Consider the following 19,750-nt stretch of genomic DNA (forward strand, 5'->3'; position numbering starts at 1 on the left):
ATGGAAAAAATCGAAAATGAAATTTTAAGCAAGGTCGATGAGATCAGCCAACAAATGATCGCAAGTATTCAAGATATCGTTAAGATTAAAAGCGTACGAGAAGAAAGTTTACCTGATGCACCTTTTGGTAAAGGGCCCAAGCAAGCATTGGATGCCGTTTTAGCCTTGGCTAATGAATTAGGTTTTACGACAACAAATGTTGATAATTATGCAGGTTTTGCAAGTTATGGTGAAATCAATGATGAAGATTATGTCGGTATCATGGGACATTTGGATGTAGTACCAGAAGGAACCGGTTGGAAACATGCACCATATAGTGGTTATATTGAAGATGATGTTATTTATAGTCGAGGCGTCTTAGATAACAAAGGACCAATTCTTTCATGCTTGTTTGCTTTATATGCGTTAAAACAACTTGGTATTAAGCTCAAACATGAAGTACGGATTATTTTTGGATGTAATGAAGAAACGGGTTTTGCTGATGTCAAATATTATTTAAGTAAGCATAAACCACCAAAAATGGGCTTTACACCAGATTGTAAGTATCCAGTTGTTTATGGTGAGCGTGGTCGTGCGGTTGTTAAAATCAGTAATAAAACAGCTAATTTACAAGCATTTTTCAACTTGGTTAATACTTATATTCTAAATGCTAAAAATAACGGCGAGCGTTTAGGCATTGATTTTACTGATGAAGAATTTGGATTATTAGAGGTTAGGAACTATCAATTACTAAACGATAATAAACCAGCTGTCCAATTTAGTGTCAGTTATCCAGCTAGTTGTACACCACAACAAATCATTGAAAACATTCAAAATGCAGTTGGATGTGATTATTGTGTTGAACTAATTGATAACTATAATCCAGTCAAGTTTGAAAAAGATTGTTTCTTAGTGAAAACTTTGGTTGATACGTATGAAAAAGTCACGGGTAATGATGGAACGCCTGTAACAACGACTGGTGGAACTTATGCCAAAATGATGCCAAATATTGTACCGTTTGGACCATCGTTCCCGGGACAAAAAGGAATTGGTCATCAGCCAAACGAATGGATGACAGTTCCTGATTTGATTACTAACGCTAAAATTTATGCGTTGAGTATTTACCAATTAGCAAAATAAAAAGGTAGTAAAAGAAGGAATTTAAAATGATTGAAATTTGTTGTGGTAGCTATCAAGATGCCTATAATGCTTATTTAGGCGGAGCAAAAAGAGTTGAATTAAACAGTGCACTTTATTTAGGTGGTTTGACACCAACAGTTGGAGCTTTACGCTTAACAAAACAAAATACCGATTTAAAAGTGATTTGTATGGTACGACCACGAGGTGCGGGTTTTTGTTATAATGATGCGGATTTTGCTCAAGTTTTGGCAGATGCACAAGATATGTTGGATAATGGTGCAGATGGGTTAGCCTTTGGTTTTTTGACTGCAGATCATCAAATAGATGTCGCTAAGACTAAACAAGTTGTTACATTGGTTAAAAATGCTGGCAAAGAAGCTGTATTTCATCGGGCATTTGATTGTGTCAAAGATCCATATCAAGCAATTGAGTTATTAATTTCTTTAGGAATTAATCGAATTTTAACGAGTGGATTACAGGCAAAAGCATTTGATGGACGCGATTTAATCAAAGACTTGCAAGAAAAGTATGGAGATAAAATTGAATTGTTAGCGGGAAGTGGAGTTAATGCACAAAATGCGATGCAATTAGTTGAATATACTAATATCAAACAAGTGCATTCATCGTGTAAAACATGGGAAAATGACCCAACGACAAGTGGTGTAGCAGTAAATTATTGCTTTGCGTCTGCACCTAATCAAGATGATTACGACACGGTTAGCGTTAAGTTAGTTGAGGAATTAACAAAACTAGGGATTTAAGCATGAAAGATAAGAAATGGTTTCGTAATTTATTAACGGCTGTTTGTGTGGTGGTCTCTTCTTTCTTGCAAGCGTATGCGTTATTAGTTTTCGTTCAGCCCGCTAATTTGTTGTCGAGTGGTTTTACGGGTGTGGCGATTTTGCTAGATAAGATCACGTCTTTATATGGTGTGAGTTTTTCTACGTCTTTAGGGATGATCGTGTTAAACGTGCCGGTGGCGTTGATTTGTTATAAAAATATCAGTCATAAATTCGTGGTATCGTCATTGTGTCAGGTTTTTTTAACAAGTTTCTTTTTGAAGGTATTAAGTTTTCCTAGATTATTTGATGACATTATTTTAAATGTTATCTTTGGTGGCTTTTTATATGGCTTTTCGGTAGTGATTGCACTGCGCGGAAATTCTTCAACAGCAGGTACAGATTTTATTGCTTTGTACGTTTCAAATAAGACCGGTAAGGCGATTTGGGAATATGTTTTTGCTTTTAACGCTTGTATCTTGTGTATATTTGGTACGATGTTTGGTTGGAAATACGCAGGCTATTCGATTGTATTTCAATTCATCTCAACTAAGACCATTTCGGCATTTTATCAACGATATAAACGAGTAACGCTTCAAGTTACGACTAAGTATCCGCAAAAGGTGGTTAAAGATTATATCGCACATTATCACCATGGAGTTTCTGTGTTAAATGGATATGGTGGCTATAGTGGTCAACCGATGAGTTTGTTGCATACCGTTGTATCAGCTTATGAAGTCCAAGATATTGCACATTTAATGCGAAACAGTGATCCTAAGGCAATTATTAATGTTTTACCAACTGAGACATTTTTTGGTCATTTTTATCAAAAACCTTTGGATTAAAAGTATTTATCTTTAGAATGTAGTATATACAAAACAGTATATATTATAATCAGAATGGGTAGTTGTGAGCGTGAAGTTTCACGGATTGTTAAAACCTATTGAAAAGAATTAGTCAATGACTATATCTATTTTCTAAAATAGTGTAGTGAACTTGTAAAGTTGCAAATCAAGTTGGTATTAATATCAATTAAGTAGTTTTTTATTTCGGTAAAAATCTTCCTTAAAAGAGTTGATTTCGATGTTTTTTAATATAGTGAAGAATTGATTATATAGAATTAATTGTGGACATATAAAAATTTCCTTTTAGAACTATTTAGTTTGGTGACTTTATTCTAATGGATATTTTTATATGTCTGTTTTTATTTTTTTATAAAAAATAGCATAAAAATCTAGTTATCCGCATAAAAACTGGACTTATCACACTTTATCAAGGTCAAAACCACTCAATTTACTACTAATTTACTACTTATGAATCAGCTTTGATACGACGATTTATCCTTGAAAAGTGAAGATATAAAGATACTTCCAATAAAATTTGAATATTTAATAGGTAGACACTTCAAAAAATGAGGTGTCTATTTTTTTACCCGATTTTGAAAGGAAGTGAACTTATGAAAACAAAAAATCAAGAATCAAAAGGTCGTTCCCCACTCTTTAAGACCATCAAACATTCATTCAGCCAATAAAAAAGAAAGGATAGGTAAAAATATGGAACTTAAATTTGTGATTCCCAACATGGAAAAAACATTCGGCAATTTAGAATTTGCTGGCGAGGATAAAGTCGTTCAGCGAAGAATCAACGGACGGCTAACTGTCTTATCAAGAAGCTATAATCTCTATTCTGATGTTCAAAGAGCAGATGATATTGTGGTGGTGCTTCCTGCTGAAGCTGGCGAAAAACATTTCGGCTTTGAGGAACGTGTGAAGTTAGTCAATCCACGTATTACCGCAGAGGGCTACAAAATCGGCACTCGTGGTTTTACAAATTACCTTTTACATGCTGACGACATGATAAAAGAATAAAGAAAGAGAGGAAAAATGATGAGATTAGCAAATGGCATTGTATTAGATAAAGACACGACTTTTGGAGAATTGAAATTCTCTGCTCTACGTCGTGAAGTGAGAATCCAAAATGAAGACGGGTCGGTTTCAGATGAAATCAAGGAACGTACCTATGACTTAAAATCCAAAGGACAAGGACGCATGATTCAAGTAAGTATTCCTGCCAGCGTGCCTTTGAAAGAGTTTGATTATAACGCACGGGTGGAACTTATCAATCCCATTGCGGACACCGTTGCTACTGCCACCTATCAAGGAGCAGATGTTGACTGGTATATCAAGGCAGACGATATTGTGCTGACAAAGGATTCTAGTTCATTCAAAGCTCAACCACAAGCAAAGAAAGAACCGACACAAGACAAATAGTCGCTAGGTAGAAAGGAGACTTTTTCGCATGAAACAGCGTGGTAAAAGGATTCGCCCATCTGGTAAAGATTTAGTCTTTCATTTTACGATAGCGTCACTCCTGCCTGTTTTCCTGCTGGTTGTCGGACTGTTTCATGTGAAGACAATCCAGCAGATCAACTGGCAGGATTTTAACCTATCACAAGCAGATAAGATTGACATTCCCTATTTAATTATCAGTTTCAGTGTCGCAATTCTTATCTGCTTGCTGGTAGCGTTTGTATTCAAACGGGTTCGCTATGATACGGTTAAACAACTTTACCACCGTCAAAAACTGGCAAAGATGATACTTGAAAACAAGTGGTATGAATCTGAACAGGTCAAAACAGAGGGTTTCTTTAAAGATAGTGCTGGTCGTACAAAGGAAAAGATAACCTACTTCCCTAAAATGTATTATCGACTTAAAAATGGCTTGATACAGATACGGGTGGAAATCACGCTGGGAAAATATCAAGACCAACTCTTACACTTGGAAAAGAAATTAGAGAGTGGCTTGTACTGTGAGCTGACGGATAAAGAGTTAAAGGATTCCTATGTGGAATATACGGTTCTGTTGCAAAGTTTCCGATAAGCTCATTTTGAGGTAAAATAATTGAAAAAGATAGCTTGGAGGAATGAAGATGACTCAGTTCAAAGGAAAACAATTTCAAAAAGACGTGATTATCGTAGCCGTCGGCTACTATCTTCGGTACAACCTGAGTTATCGTGAAGTGCAGGAAATTCTGTATGACCGAGGAATTCACGTTTGTCACACCACAATTTACCGTTGGGTGCAAGAATACGGAAAGATTCTTTATCAAATTTGGAAAAAGAAAAACAAACAGTCCTTTTATTCATGGAAAATGGACGAGACTTATATCAAAATTAAAGGAAAGTGGCATTATTTATATCGCGCTATCGATGTAGATGGCTTAACCTTAGATATCTGGTTACGGAAAAAGCGCGACACACAGGCTGCGTATGCTTTTCTAAAACGACTGAAGAACCAGTTTGGAGAACCAAAGGTTCTAGTAACGGATAAAGCACCCTCTATTAAGAGTGCCTTCAGAAAGCTTCAGAAAAATGGACTGTATATAACAACAGAACATCGAACAATCAAGTATCTGAATAATCTGATTGAACAAGACCATCGTCCAATTAAGCGAAGAAACAAATTTTACCAAAGTTTGCGAACAGCCTCAACCACGATTAAAGGCATGGAAGCGATTCGAGGAATTTATAAAAAAAGCCGAAAAGAAGGGTCTCTTTTTGGCTTTTCCGTCTGTACAGAAATCAAAGGACTATTAGGAATCCCTGCTTAAATAAGAATCATCTTGAAAAACTAATGACCTTTTTGAGACTTTGCAACAGAACCGAATATACTTTGCTCTATGACACCATAGCCAGTCGTATTTCTATTGATGAAGTAGAAGCTAAAGATGGTAAACTTCGCTTAATGAAAAACGTATGGTGGGAATATGATAAGCTCCCTCATATGTTGATTGCTGGTGGTACAGGTGGCGGTAAAACTTACTTTATACTGACGCTGATTGAAGCCTTGCTTCATACAGATTCAAAACTGTATATTCTTGACCCGAAAAATGCTGACCTTGCGGACTTAGGTTCTGTGATGGCAAATGTCTACTATAGAAAAGAAGACTTGCTTTCTTGCATTGAAACATTCTATGAAGAAATGATGAAACGTAGTGAGGAAATGAAGCAGATGAAGAACTATAAGACTGGCAAAAATTATGCTTACTTAGGTCTCCCGGCACACTTCTTAATCTTTGATGAATACGTCGCTTTCATGGAAATGCTGGGAACAAAAGAAAACACCGCAGTTATGAATAAGCTGAAACAGATTGTCATGTTAGGTCGTCAAGCTGGCTTCTTTCTAATACTGGCTTGTCAACGTCCAGACGCAAAATATTTAGGCGACGGAATCCGTGATCAGTTTAATTTCAGAGTGGCTTTAGGTCGTATGTCTGAAATGGGCTATGGCATGATGTTTGGCAGTGACGTACAAAAGGATTTCTTCTTAAAGCGAATCAAAGGTCGTGGCTATGTTGATGTAGGAACAAGTGTCATATCAGAGTTTTATACTCCCCTTGTACCAAAAGGATATGATTTCTTGGAGGAAATTAAAAAGTTATCCAACAGCAGACAGTCCACGCAGGCGACGTGCGAAGCGGAAGTCGCAGGTGTGGACTGATCTTGCTGGCTGGTGTGGCAATAGCCACGCCAGCACTTAACCCCCCGTATCTAACAGGGGGTACAAATCGACAGGAAACAGTCAAAAAAACATTAGAAAATCCTTTGGTTACAAGGGATTTACAAAATTTCAGCGTATGTCAAATGGGCTTTAAAAGTTGACATACGCCTTTTTGATTGGAGGGATTTTTACTGAATGAACAAACTTGGTTACAGCATTTAAAAGAAAAACGCTTGGCTTATGGACTATCTCAAAACCGTTTAGCTGTTGCGACTGGTATTACAAGGCAGTATCTAAGCGATATTGAAACAGGAAAAGTCAAGCCATCAGAGGATTTACAGCAGTCCCTTTGGGAAGCTCTGGAACGCTTCAATCCCGACGCTCCCCTTGAAATGCTGTTTGATTATGTAAGGATTCGCTTTCCGACAACAGACGTACAGCAGGTGGTCGAAAACATCTTACAACTGAAACTGTCCTATTTTCTTCATGAGGACTATGGTTTCTATTCTTATTCAGAGCATTATGCTTTAGGCGACATATTCGTCCTTTGCTCCCATGAACTGGACAAAGGAGTTCTGGTGGAATTGAAAGGTCGTGGGTGCAGACAATTTGAAAGCTATCTTCTGGCACAACAAAGAAGCTGGTATGAGTTCTTTATGGACGTTTTGGTGGCTGGCGGTGTGATGAAACGCCTTGACCTTGCCATTAACGATAAGACAGGGATTTTGAATATCCCTGTACTCACTGAAAAGTGCCAACAGGAAGAATGTATCTCCGTCTTCCGCAGTTTTAAAAGCTATCGCAGTGGCGAACTGGTACGCAAAGAGGAAAAGGAATGTATGGGAAACACCCTCTATATCGGTTCATTACAAAGTGAAGTTTATTTCTGTATCTATGAAAAGGACTACGAGCAGTACAAGAAAAATGATATTCCCATTGAAGACGCAGAAGTAAAAAACCGTTTTGAGATTCGATTGAAAAATGAGCGTGCCTATTATGCAGTCCGTGATTTACTCGTCTATGACAATCCAGAGCATACCGCCTTTAAAATTATCAATCGGTATATCCGTTTTGTAGATAAAGACGATTCCAAACCTCGTTCTGATTGGAAACTGAATGAAGAATGGGCTTGGTTTATTGGGAACAATCGTGAACGATTAAAACTAACCACAAAACCAGAGCCTTACTCCTTCCAAAGGACGCTGAACTGGCTATCTCATCAAGTTGCCCCGACCTTAAAGGTTGCGATTAAACTTGATGAAATCAACCAGACGCAGGTTGTAAAAGACATTCTCGACCATGCGAAACTGACAGACCGACACAAGCAGATTTTGAAGCAACAGTCAGTAAAAGAACAGGACGTGATAACAACAAAAAAATAACTCAAATACAAATTCATTGAATATAGAGAGGAGAACATTTTTATGAATTTTGGACAAAACCTTTATAACTGGTTTCTATCAAACGCTCAATCACTGGTGCTTTTAGCAATCGTTGTGATTGGCTTGTATCTTGGCTTCAAGCGTGAGTTTAGCAAACTGATTGGCTTTTTAATTATTGCGATTATTGCGGTTGGCTTAGTCTTCAACGCTGCTGGAGTAAAAGACATTTTACTAGAGCTATTCAATCGCATTATTGGTGCTTAAATAAAACCGTTCTTTTGTGGAATATAAGTGGTTTTCTTATGTTCCGCAAAGGAATGGTACACCAAACGAAGTGCGGTAGGGATTTTTGAATCTCTACAAAGAAAGGACGTGAATATATGGACGATATGCAAGTCTATATTGCGAATTTAGGCAAATACAATGAGGGCGAATTGGTCGGTGCGTGGTTTACCTTTCCCATTGACTTTGAGGAAGTCAAAGAGAAAATCGGCTTGAATGATGAATATGAGGAATACGCCATTCATGACTACGAGTTACCCTTTACGGTTGACGAATACACTTCCATTGGCGAACTCAATCGACTATGGGAAATGGTATCGGAATTACCCGAAGAATTACAATCGGAGCTATCTGCTCTGCTCACTCATTTTTCAAGCATTGAAGAACTAAGCGAACATCAAGAGGATATTATCATTCATTCCGATTGTGATGATATGTATGACGTGGCACGCTACTACATTGAAGAAACGGGTGCTTTAGGCGAAGTACCAGCTAGTCTTCAAAACTATATTGATTATCAAGCCTATGGTCGGGATTTAGACCTTTCAGGAACGTTTATCTCAACCAATCATGGGATTTTTGAAATCGTCTATTAAATCTGTCGGTACATTACTACTGGCAGATTTTCTATTTTACGGGGTGGCTCAATCAGCTACCCCTATTTTTTATGAAAGGATTGATTACATGAAGAAAATACGAAGCTATACCAGTATCTGGTCTGTGGAAAAGGTACTGTATTCTATCAATGATTTTAGACTTCCGTTTCCCATAACCTTTACGCAAATGACATGGTTTGTCGTGTCACTCTTTGCAGTGATGATACTTGGCAACTTGCCCCCTCTTTCCATGATAGAGGGAGCATTTCTCAAATACTTTGGGATTCCTGTGGCTTTCACATGGTTTATGTCTACAAAAACTTTTGATGGTAAAAAGCCTTATGGATTTTTGAAGTCTGTCATTGCTTATGCACTGCGACCAAAGCTGACCTATGCAGGAAAAAAAGTAACGCTTGGCAGAAACCAGCCACAAGAAGCCATTACAGCAGTTAGGAGTGAATTTTATGGCATATCCAATTAAATACATTGAAAACAATCTCGTCTGGAATAAAGACGGGGAATGTTATGCTTACTATGAGCTTGTTCCTTACAATTACTCATTTCTAAGTCCAGAACAGAAAATACAAGTGCATGATTCTTTCAGACAGCTTATCGCACAAAATCGTGATGGCAAAATTCATGCTTTACAAATCAGTACAGAATCCAGCATACGTTCTGCACAAGAGCGTTCCAAAAATGAAGTCACTGGCAAGCTCAAAGCGGTTGCCTATGACAAAATCGACCAACAGACAGACGCTTTAATATCCATGATTGGCGAAAATCAAGTGAACTACCGTTTCTTTATCGGCTTTAAGTTGCTTCTCAACGATCAGGAGTTTTCTATGAAAAGTCTTACCGTTGAAGCAAAAAATGCTTTGTCTGATTTTGTCTATGATGTGAACCATAAGCTGATGGACGATTTTGTTAGTATGAGTAATGATGAAATCCTGCGTTTTCAGAAGATGGAAAAGCTCTTAGAAAATAAAATCTCTCGTCGTTTCAAAATCCGCAGGTTAGATAAGGACGACTTCGGCTATCTGATTGAACACCTTTACGGACAGACAGGCACTGCCTATGAAGAGTATGAGTACCATCTATCAAAGAAAAAGCTGGATAATGAAACGCTGATTAAATACTATGACTTGATTAAGCCTACTCGCTGTTTGGTGGAAGAAAAACAGCGATATTTGAAAATCCAGCAGGAAGATGAAACCGTCTATGTAGCTTACTTTACCATTAACAGCATTGTCGGAGAACTGGACTTCCCGTCCTCTGAAATCTTCTACTACCAGCAACAGCAATTTACATTCCCGATTGATACGTCAATGAATGTGGAAATTGTAGCGAATCGTAAAGCCCTATCTACTGTCCGCAATAAAAAGAAAGAACTGAAAGACTTGGATAACCACGCTTGGCAAAGTGATAATGAAACCAGCTCCAATGTGGCGGAAGCTCTGGAAAGTGTGAATGAGCTGGAAACCAATTTAGACCAAAGCAAGGAATCTATGTACAAGCTGTCTTATGTGGTAAGGGTATCAGCAAATGATCTTGACGAACTCAAACGTCGTTGTAATGAAGTGAAAGATTTTTATGACGATTTAAGCGTAAAACTGGTACGACCATTTGGGGATATGCTCGGCTTACATGAAGAATTTTTACCTGCCAGCAAGCGTTATATGAATGATTATATTCAATACGTGACCTCTGATTTCCTCGCTGGTTTAGGTTTTGGTGCTACTCAAATGCTGGGGGAAAATGAGGGGATTTATGTTGGCTACAGCTTAGATACTGGACGCAATGTCTATCTGAAACCTGCTCTTGCCAGTCAAGGGGTTAAGGGTTCAGTAACCAATGCGTTAGCGTCGGCTTTTGTTGGTTCGCTGGGTGGTGGTAAATCCTTTGCGAATAACCTTATCGTCTATTATGCGGTGCTTTATGGGGCACAAGCAGTGATTGTAGACCCAAAAGCAGAACGTGGCAGATGGAAAGAAACCTTGCCAGAGATTTCCCATGAAATCAATATCGTCACTCTGACTTCTGATGAGAAAAACAAAGGCTTACTTGACCCTTATGTGATTATGAAAAATCCCAAAGATTCTGAATCACTGGCTATTGATATTCTGACATTCCTTACGGGGATTTCCTCTCGTGATGGGGAACGCTTCCCAATCCTTAGAAAAGCCATTCGTGCAGTAACCAATAGTGAAGTACGAGGGTTGATGAAAGTGATTGAGGAATTACGGGTTGAGAATACGCCACTAAGTACCAGTATAGCCGACCATATCGAAAGTTTTACAGACTATGACTTTGCACATTTATTATTCAGTAATGGTTATGTGGAGCAGTCTATCAGCTTAGAAAAACAACTGAACATTATACAGGTTGCGGACTTGGTACTTCCCGACAAGGAAACTTCCTTTGAGGAATATACCACTATGGAGCTTTTATCCGTTGCTATGCTGATTGTCATTAGTACCTTTGCTTTAGACTTTATCCATACAGACCGAAGCATTTTCAAGATTGTAGATTTAGACGAAGCATGGAGCTTTTTACAGGTAGCACAAGGAAAAACACTATCTATGAAGCTGGTTCGGGCTGGTCGTGCTATGAACGCTGGGGTATATTTCGTGACCCAAAATACAGACGACCTCTTAGATGAAAAACTGAAAAATAACCTCGGCTTAAAATTTGCATTTCGTTCCACTGACCTTAACGAGATTAAAAAGACCTTAGCCTTTTTTGGTGTAGACCCAGAGGACGAAAACAATCAGAAGCGATTGCGTGATTTGGAAAACGGGCAATGCCTTATCAGTGATTTATATGGTCGTGTCGGTGTGATACAGTTCCACCCTGTATTTGAAGAACTGCTCCATGCCTTTGATACCAGACCACCTGTGCGAAAAGAGGTGTAAATGTGAAACCATCAATAGTAAACAGAATAAAATCAAACTGGACGCTGAAACGTCTAGGTAAAGTGGCAATGACAGTGGCTTTCACACTTGTGATTGCCATTTTTCTTTTAGCCATGCTGGGAACGGTGGTTCAAGCTGCGAGCTTGGTAGATGATACGGTCAATGTGGCAAATGAATACAGCCGATACCCACTTGAAAACTATCAACTGGATTTTTATGTGGATAATAGCTGGGGCTGGCTTCCGTGGAACTGGTCGGACGGGATTGGAAAACAGGTCATGTATGGACTATATGCCATTACCAATTTTATTTGGACAATCAGTTTGTATGTTTCCAATGCGACAGGTTACTTAGTACAGGAAGCCTATTCCTTAGACTTCATTTCCGCTACAGCAGATTCCATTGGTAAGAATATGCAGACCTTAGCTGGTGTGAGTGCAAACGGATTTTCAACAGAGGGTTTCTATGTTGGATTCCTCTTACTCTTGATTTTGGTTCTTGGGGTTTATGTTGCCTATACGGGACTGATAAAGAGAGAAACCACAAAGGCAATTCATGCCATTATGAATTTTGTGCTGGTGTTTATCCTATCGGCTTCCTTTATTGCCTACGCTCCCGACTACATTAAAAAAATCAATGACTTTTCATCAGACATCAGTAATGCCAGTTTATCACTTGGCACGAAGATTGTCATGCCCCATTCCGATAGTCAAGGCAAGGACAGCGTGGACTTAATCAGAGATAGCCTGTTTTCCATACAGGTTCAGCAACCGTGGCTACTGCTTCAATACAACAGTTCAGACATTGAAAGTATCGGTATTGACCGTGTGGAAAGCCTGCTCTCCACCAGCCCAGATTCCAACAATGGCGAAGACAGAGAAAAAATTGTTGCGGAAGAAATTGAAGACAGAAGCAATACCAATCTAACCATTACAAAGACCATTAACCGTTTAGGTACAGTCTTCTTCCTATTTGTCTTCAATATTGGGATTTCCATATTTGTATTCCTATTAACAGGAATCATGATTTTCTCGCAGGTACTTTTTATCATCTATGCTATGTTTCTGCCTGTGAGCTTTATTTTAAGCATGATTCCATCATTTGATGGTATGTCAAAACGAGCCATAACAAAGCTCTTTAATACCATTTTGACACGAGCTGGAATCACATTGATTATTACGACAGCATTTAGTATTTCAACCATGCTCTATACCTTATCGGCTGGTTATCCGTTCTTTTTGATTGCTTTTCTACAGATTGTGACCTTTGCAGGAATCTACTTCAAGCTGGGCGATTTAATGAGTATGTTTTCTCTACAGAGTAACGATTCTCAAAGTGTGGGAAGTCGTGTGATGAGAAAACCTCGTATGCTTATGCACGCTCACATGCACCGTCTACAGCGGAAACTTGGACGTTCCATGACTACTCTAGGGGCTGGGTCTGCCATTGTTACAGGTAAAAAAGGACAGTCGGGTTCGGGGAGTTCTGCAAGGACACAAGCAGATCACTCCCGACCAGACGGAAAGGAAAAATCAACACTTGGAAAACGTATCGGTCAAACCATCGGTACAGTAGCTGATACCAAAGACAGAATGGTAGACACTGCTAGTGGTTTGAAAGAACAGGTTAAAGATTTGCCGACCAATGCAAGATATGCAGTATATCAAGGAAAATCCAAAGTAAAAGAGAATGTCCGTGATTTAACCAGTAGTATTTCTCAAACCAAAGCGGACAGAGCCAGTGGACGCAAGGAACAGCAGGAACAAAGGCGAAAAACCATTGCGAAGCGTCGCTCTGAAATGGAACAGGTCAAACAGAAAAAACAGCCTGCTTCTTCTGTTCATGAAAGACCGACTACAAGACAAGAACAATATCATGATGAACAGACCTCAAAACAGTCTAATATTCAGACTTCATATAAGGAATCTCAACAAGCCAAACAAGAGCGTCCAGCAGTTAAGTCCGATTTTTCAAGTCCAAAAGTGGAACGCCAAGGCAATACCGTTCAAGAAAAAACCGTTCAAAAGCCAGCAACTTCAACCACTACAGCAGATAGAACTTCACAACGTCCAATCACAAAAGAACGTCCGTCTACTGTTCAAAGAGTACCACTACAAAATACAAGAAGTAGACCACCAATCAAAACCGCCACCATTAAGAAAGTCGGTAAGAAACCATGAAGTTGAAAACTTTAGTGATTGGTGGTTCTGGATTATTCTTGATGGTCTTCTCACTGCTTCTGTTTGTTGCCATTTTATTTTCAGATGAACAGGACAGCGGAATTTCCAATATTCATTATGGAGGTGTGAATGTTTCCGCAGAAGTGCTGGCTCATAAGCCTATGGTAGAAAAATATGCCAAAGAATATGGCGTTGAAGAATATGTCAACATACTTCTTGCGATTATACAGGTGGAATCGGGCGGTACTGCGGAAGATGTTATGCAGTCCTCGGAATCCCTCGGTCTTCCACCTAATTCATTGAGTACAGAAGAATCCATTAAGCAAGGTGTGAAGTATTTCAGTGAATTATTAGCCAGTAGCGAAAGGCTCAGTGTAGATTTAGAATCGGTTATCCAGTCCTACAATTATGGTGGTGGTTTCTTAGGGTATGTGGCTAATCGTGGAAATAAATATACCTTTGAACTGGCTCAAAGTTTCTCAAAAGAGTATTCAGGTGGCGAAAAAGTGTCTTACCCCAATCCCATAGCCATACCTATCAATGGGGGCTGGCGATACAACTATGGCAATATGTTTTATGTGCAACTGGTAACGCAGTATCTTGTCACAACAGAGTTTGATGATGATACGGTACAAGCCATCATGGACGAAGCACTGAAATATGAGGGCTGGCGATACGTTTACGGTGGAGCTTCCCCGACTACTTCTTTTGATTGTAGCGGACTGACACAATGGACGTATGGAAAAGCTGGAATTAACTTACCACGAACCGCACAACAGCAATATGATGTGACCCAGCATATCCCACTATCGGAAGCACAAGCTGGCGATTTGGTTTTCTTTCATTCTACCTATAACGCTGGCTCTTATATTACTCATGTTGGGATATACCTTGGCAATAACCGTATGTTTCATGCAGGCGACCCAATCGGTTATGCCGACTTAACAAGCCCCTACTGGCAACAGCATTTAGTGGGAGCAGGACGAATCAAACAATGAGAAAGGAAGATTTAATGATGAAATTTAGAAAAAATCAGAATAAAGAAAAACAGATACCAAAGGAAAAGAAACCTCGTGTCTATAAGGTCAATCCTCATAAAAAGGTTGTGATTGCCTTGTGGGTACTTTTAGGGCTTAGTTTCAGCTTTGCGATATTCAAGCACTTTACAGCTATAGATACTCATACTATTCACGAAACAACTATCATAGAAAAGGAATACGTTGATACTCATCATGTAGAAAATTTTGTAGAGAACTTTGCGAAAGTCTACTATTCATGGGAGCAATCCGATAAGTCCATTGATAATCGAATGGAAAGTCTAAAAGGCTATCTGACAGATGAACTTCAAGCTTTCAATGTTGATACAGTACGCAAAGATATTCCTGTATCGTCTTCTGTAAGAGGATTTCAGATATGGACGGTAGAGCCAACTGGCGACAATGAGTTTAATGTAACCTACAGTGTAGACCAGCTCATTACAGAGGGAGAAAATACAAAGACCGTCCACTCTGCTTATATAGTGAGTGTCTATGTAGATGGTTCTGGAAATATGGTACTGGTTAAGAATCCGACCATTACCAACATACCTAAGGAATCAAGTTATAAACCAAAAGCCATTGAAAGTGAGGGGACGGTTGATTCCATTACAACCAATGAAATCAATGAGTTTTTAACGACGTTCTTCAAGCTCTATCCTACAGCGACAGCCAGTGAACTTTCCTACTATGTGAATGACGGGATATTAAAACCAATCGGAAAAGAGTACATCTTTCAAGAACTGGTAAATCCTATTCACAATCGTAAGGATAATCAAGTCACGGTATCGCTGACAGTGGAGTATATCGACCAGCAGACCAAAGCAACGCAGGTATCTCAATTTGATTTGGTACTTGAAAAGAACGGGAGTAATTGGAAGATTATAGAATAACAAATATTGGTACATTATTACAGCTATTTTGTAATCACGTACTCTCTTTGATAAAAAATTGGAGATTCCTTTACAAATATGCTCTTACGTGCTATTATTTAAGTATCTATTTAAAAGGAGTTAATAAATATGCGGCAAGGTATTCTTAAATAAACTGTCAATTTGATAGTGGGAACAAATAATTGGATGTCCTTTTTTAGGAGGGCTTAGTTTTTTGTACCCAGTTTAAGAATACCTTTATCATGTGATTCTAAAGTATCCAGAGAATATCTGTATGCTTTGTATACCTATGGTTATGCATAAAAATCCCAGTGATAAAAGTATTTATCACTGGGATTTTTATGCCCTTTTGGGTTTTTGAATGGAGGAAAATCACATGAAAATTATTAATATTGGAGTTTTAGCTCATGTTGATGCAGGAAAAACTACCTTAACAGAAAGCTTATTATATAACAGTGGAGCGATTACAGAATTAGGAAGCGTGGACAAAGGTACAACGAGGACGGATAATACGCTTTTAGAACGTCAGAGAGGAATTACAATTCAGACAGGAATAACCTCTTTTCAGTGGGAAAATACGAAGGTGAACATCATAGACACGCCAGGACATATGGATTTCTTAGCAGAAGTATATCGTTCATTATCAGTTTTAGATGGGGCAATTCTACTGATTTCTGCAAAAGATGGCGTACAAGCACAAACTCGTATATTATTTCATGCACTTAGGAAAATGGGGATTCCCACAATCTTTTTTATCAATAAGATTGACCAAAATGGAATTGATTTATCAACGGTTTATCAGGATATTAAAGAGAAACTTTCTGCCGAAATTGTAATCAAACAGAAGGTAGAACTGTATCCTAATATATGTGTGACGAACTTTACCGAATCTGAACAATGGGATACGGTAATAGAGGGAAACGATGACCTTTTAGAGAAATATATGTCCGGTAAATCATTAGAAGCATTGGAACTCGAACAAGAGGAAAGCATAAGATTTCAGAATTGTTCCCTGTTCCCTGTTTATCACGGAAGTGCAAAAAGCAACATAGGGATTGATAACCTTATAGAAGTTATTACTAATAAATTTTATTCATCAACACATCGAGGTCCGTCTGAACTTTGCGGAAATGTTTTCAAAATTGAATATACAAAAAAAAGACAACGTCTTGCATATATACGCCTTTATAGTGGAGTACTACATTTACGAGATTCGGTTAGAGTATCAGAATCAGAAAAAGAAAAAATAAAAGTTACAGAAATGTATACTTCAATAAATGGTGAATTATGTAAGATTGATAGAGCTTATTCTGGAGAAATTGTTATTTTGCAGAATGAGTTTTTGAAGTTAAATAGTGTTCTTGGAGATACAAAACTATTGCCACAGAGAAAAAAGATTGAAAATCCGCACCCTCTACTACAAACAACTGTTGAACCGAGTAAACCTGAACAGAGAGAAATGTTGCTTGATGCCCTTTTGGAAATCTCAGATAGTGATCCGCTTCTACGATATTACGTGGATTCTACGACACATGAAATTATACTTTCTTTCTTAGGGAAAGTACAAATGGAAGTGATTAGTGCACTGTTGCAAGAAAAGTATCATGTGGAGATAGAATTAAAAGAGCCTACAGTCATTTATATGGAGAGACCGTTAAAAAATGCAGAATATACCATTCACATCGAAGTGCCGCCAAATCCTTTCTGGGCTTCCATTGGTTTATCTGTATCACCGCTTCCGTTGGGAAGTGGAATGCAGTATGAGAGCTCGGTTTCTCTTGGATACTTAAATCAATCGTTTCAAAATGCAGTTATGGAGGGGATACGCTATGGCTGTGAACAAGGATTGTATGGTTGGAATGTGACGGACTGTAAAATCTGTTTTAAGTATGGCTTATACTATAGCCCTGTTAGTACCCCAGCAGATTTTCGGATGCTTGCTCCTATTGTATTGGAACAAGTCTTGAAAAAAGCTGGAACAGAATTGTTAGAGCCATATCTTAGTTTTAAAATTTATGCGCCACAGGAATATCTTTCACGAGCATACAGCGATGCTCCTAAATATTGTGCGAACATCGTAGACACTCAATTGAAAAATAATGAGGTCATTCTTAGTGGAGAAATCCCTGCTCGGTGTATTCAAGAATATCGTAGTGATTTAACTTTCTTTACAAATGGACGTAGTGTTTGTTTAACAGAGTTAAAAGGGTACCATGTTACTACCGGTGAACCTGTTTGCCAGCCCCGTCGTCCAAATAGTCGGATAGATAAAGTACGATATATGTTCAATAAAATAACTTAGTGTATTTTATGTTGTTATATAAATATGGTTTCTTGTTAAATAAGATGAAATATTTTTTAATAAAGATTTGAATTAAAGTGTAAAGGAGGAATTAATTATGAAGTGAAATGAATGTAACAGGGTTCAATTAAAAGAGGGAAGCGTATCATTAACCCTATAAACTACGTCTGCCCTCATTATTGGAGGGTGAAATGTGAATACATCCTATTCACAATCGAATTTACGACACAACCAAATTTTAATTTGGCTTTGCATTTTATCTTTTTTTAGCGTATTAAATGAAATGGTTTTGAACGTCTCATTACCTGATATTGCAAATGATTTTAATAAACCACCTGCGAGTACAAACTGGGTGAACACAGCCTTTATGTTAACCTTTTCCATTGGAACAGCTGTATATGGAAAGCTATCTGATCAATTAGGCATCAAAAGGTTACTCCTATTTGGAATTATAATAAATTGTTTCGGGTCGGTAATTGGGTTTGTTGGCCATTCTTTCTTTTCCTTACTTATTATGGCTCGTTTTATTCAAGGGGCTGGTGCAGCTGCATTTCCAGCACTCGTAATGGTTGTAGTTGCGCGCTATATTCCAAAGGAAAATAGGGGTAAAGCATTTGGTCTTATTGGATCGATAGTAGCCATGGGAGAAGGAGTCGGTCCAGCGATTGGTGGAATGATAGCCCATTATATTCATTGGTCCTATCTTCTACTCATTCCTATGATAACAATTATCACTGTTCCGTTTCTTATGAAATTATTAAAGAAAGAAGTAAGGATAAAAGGTCATTTTGATATCAAAGGAATTATACTAATGTCTGTAGGCATTGTATTTTTTATGTTGTTTACAACATCATATAGCATTTCTTTTCTTATCGTTAGCGTGCTGTCATTCCTGATATTTGTAAAACATATCAGGAAAGTAACAGATCCTTTTGTTGATCCCGGATTAGGGAAAAATATACCTTTTATGATTGGAGTTCTTTGTGGGGGAATTATATTTGGAACAGTAGCAGGGTTTGTCTCTATGGTTCCTTATATGATGAAAGATGTTTACCAGCTAAGTACTGCCGAAATCGGAAGTGTAATTATTTTCCCTGGAACAATGAGTGTCATTATTTTCGGCTACATTGGTGGGATACTTGTTGATAGAAGAGGTCCTTTATACGTGTTAAACATCGGAGTTACATTTATTTCTGTTAGCTTTTTAACTGCTTCCTTTCTTTTAGAAACAACATCATGGTTCATGACAATTATAATCGTATTTGTTTTAGGTGGGCTTTCGTTCACCAAAACAGTTATATCAACAATTGTTTCAAGTAGCTTGAAACAGCAGGAAGCTGGTGCTGGAATGAGTTTGCTTAACTTTACCAGCTTTTTATCAGAGGGAACAGGTATTGCAATTGTAGGTGGTTTATTATCCATACCCTTACTTGATCAAAGGTTGTTACCTATGGAAGTTGATCAGTCAACTTATCTGTATAGTAATTTGTTATTACTTTTTTCAGGAATCATTGTCATTAGTTGGCTGGTTACCTTGAATGTATATAAACATTCTCAAAGGGATTTCTAAATCGTTAAGGGATCAACTTTGGGAGAGAGTTCAAAATTGATCCTTTTTTTATAACAGGAATTCAAATCTTTTTGTTCCATTAAAGGGCGCGATTGCTGAATAAAAGATACGAGAGACCTCTCTTGTATCTTTTTTATTTTGAGTGGTTTTGTCCGTTACACTAGAAAACCGAAAGACAATAAAAATTTTATTCTTGCTGAG

At 38.1% G+C, this 19,750-nt stretch carries 17 protein-coding genes and 3 pseudogenes; all 20 read left to right on the forward strand.

Going from position 1 to position 19,750, the window contains the following annotated elements:
• The 20 genes and pseudogenes from QM017_RS09055 (at nt 1) to tet(L) (ending at nt 19,549) form a co-directional block, all read left to right on the forward strand.
• A complete protein-coding gene (locus QM017_RS09055; RefSeq protein WP_282709604.1) occupies nt 1-1,119 on the forward strand; it encodes a Sapep family Mn(2+)-dependent dipeptidase in 1,119 nt (372 codons plus the stop codon).
• Between the two features lie 26 nt (nt 1,120-1,145).
• Complete coding sequence (locus tag QM017_RS09060; RefSeq protein WP_282709605.1) at nt 1,146-1,880, forward strand: copper homeostasis protein CutC; 735 nt, start codon at nt 1,146-1,148, stop codon at nt 1,878-1,880.
• Between the two features lie 2 nt (nt 1,881-1,882).
• Nucleotides 1,883-2,743 (forward strand): YitT family protein, encoded by an 861-nt coding sequence (locus QM017_RS09065; RefSeq protein ID WP_282709606.1) that lies wholly within the window; start codon nt 1,883-1,885, stop codon nt 2,741-2,743.
• Between the two features lie 708 nt (nt 2,744-3,451).
• Nucleotides 3,452-3,766 carry a YdcP family protein gene (locus QM017_RS09070; RefSeq protein ID WP_000420682.1) on the forward strand — a complete coding sequence of 105 codons (315 nt, stop codon included), beginning with the start codon at nt 3,452-3,454 and terminating at the stop codon, nt 3,764-3,766.
• Nucleotides 3,767-3,781: 15 nt separating this feature from the next.
• Entirely contained in the window at nt 3,782-4,168 is a 387-nt protein-coding gene (locus tag QM017_RS09075; protein ID WP_000985015.1) for a YdcP family protein, read from the forward strand.
• A gap of 28 nt (nt 4,169-4,196) precedes the next feature.
• A pseudogene (locus tag QM017_RS09080) lies at nt 4,197-4,760 on the forward strand (hypothetical protein); the annotation flags it as partial.
• Nucleotides 4,761-4,827: 67 nt separating this feature from the next.
• Nucleotides 4,828-5,508, forward strand: coding sequence for an IS6-like element ISEnfa1 family transposase (locus QM017_RS09085; RefSeq protein ID WP_000191454.1), 681 nt, complete (start codon nt 4,828-4,830; stop codon nt 5,506-5,508).
• Between the two features lie 53 nt (nt 5,509-5,561).
• Nucleotides 5,562-6,398, forward strand: a pseudogene (locus QM017_RS09090) (FtsK/SpoIIIE domain-containing protein); the annotation flags it as partial.
• A 2-nt stretch (nt 6,399-6,400) separates the two neighbouring features.
• Nucleotides 6,401-6,552: pseudogene (locus QM017_RS09095) on the forward strand (conjugal transfer protein).
• Between the two features lie 22 nt (nt 6,553-6,574).
• Entirely contained in the window at nt 6,575-7,780 is a 1,206-nt protein-coding gene (gene mobT / locus QM017_RS09100; protein ID WP_000398284.1) for a MobT family relaxase, read from the forward strand.
• Between the two features lie 42 nt (nt 7,781-7,822).
• Nucleotides 7,823-8,044, forward strand: coding sequence for a hypothetical protein (locus QM017_RS09105; protein WP_001009056.1), 222 nt, complete (start codon nt 7,823-7,825; stop codon nt 8,042-8,044).
• A 116-nt stretch (nt 8,045-8,160) separates the two neighbouring features.
• Nucleotides 8,161-8,658, forward strand: coding sequence for an antirestriction protein ArdA (locus QM017_RS09110; protein ID WP_000342539.1), 498 nt, complete (start codon nt 8,161-8,163; stop codon nt 8,656-8,658).
• An 88-nt stretch (nt 8,659-8,746) separates the two neighbouring features.
• Nucleotides 8,747-9,139 (forward strand): conjugal transfer protein, encoded by a 393-nt coding sequence (locus QM017_RS09115; protein WP_000723888.1) that lies wholly within the window; start codon nt 8,747-8,749, stop codon nt 9,137-9,139.
• Nucleotides 9,123-11,570, forward strand: a complete 2,448-nt coding sequence (locus QM017_RS09120; protein WP_000331151.1) for an ATP-binding protein — start codon at nt 9,123-9,125, stop codon at nt 11,568-11,570. Before QM017_RS09115 ends, QM017_RS09120 begins: the two co-directional genes overlap by 17 nt.
• Nucleotides 11,571-11,572: 2 nt before the next feature.
• Entirely contained in the window at nt 11,573-13,750 is a 2,178-nt protein-coding gene (locus QM017_RS09125; protein WP_235098562.1) for a YtxH domain-containing protein, read from the forward strand.
• Nucleotides 13,747-14,748, forward strand: a complete 1,002-nt coding sequence (locus QM017_RS09130; protein WP_000769868.1) for a bifunctional lysozyme/C40 family peptidase — start codon at nt 13,747-13,749, stop codon at nt 14,746-14,748. The genes QM017_RS09125 and QM017_RS09130 overlap by 4 nt, the downstream gene beginning before the upstream one ends.
• Nucleotides 14,745-15,677, forward strand: coding sequence for a conjugal transfer protein (locus QM017_RS09135; RefSeq protein ID WP_282709608.1), 933 nt, complete (start codon nt 14,745-14,747; stop codon nt 15,675-15,677). Before QM017_RS09130 ends, QM017_RS09135 begins: the two co-directional genes overlap by 4 nt.
• A gap of 244 nt (nt 15,678-15,921) precedes the next feature.
• Complete coding sequence (locus tag QM017_RS09140) at nt 15,922-16,038, forward strand: tetracycline resistance determinant leader peptide (protein ID WP_001791010.1); 117 nt, start codon at nt 15,922-15,924, stop codon at nt 16,036-16,038.
• Nucleotides 16,039-16,053: 15 nt separating this feature from the next.
• Nucleotides 16,054-17,979 carry a tetracycline resistance ribosomal protection protein Tet(M) gene (tet(M), locus tag QM017_RS09145; protein ID WP_282709609.1) on the forward strand — a complete coding sequence of 642 codons (1,926 nt, stop codon included), beginning with the start codon at nt 16,054-16,056 and terminating at the stop codon, nt 17,977-17,979.
• A gap of 193 nt (nt 17,980-18,172) precedes the next feature.
• Nucleotides 18,173-19,549 carry a tetracycline efflux MFS transporter Tet(L) gene (gene tet(L) / locus QM017_RS09150; protein ID WP_282709610.1) on the forward strand — a complete coding sequence of 459 codons (1,377 nt, stop codon included), beginning with the start codon at nt 18,173-18,175 and terminating at the stop codon, nt 19,547-19,549.
• The last annotated feature ends 201 nt before the right edge of the window (nt 19,550-19,750 follow it).

It is taken from the genome of Ligilactobacillus sp. Marseille-Q7487 (genome assembly GCF_949152225.1).
In the GTDB taxonomy this organism is placed as follows: domain Bacteria; phylum Bacillota; class Bacilli; order Lactobacillales; family Lactobacillaceae; genus Ligilactobacillus.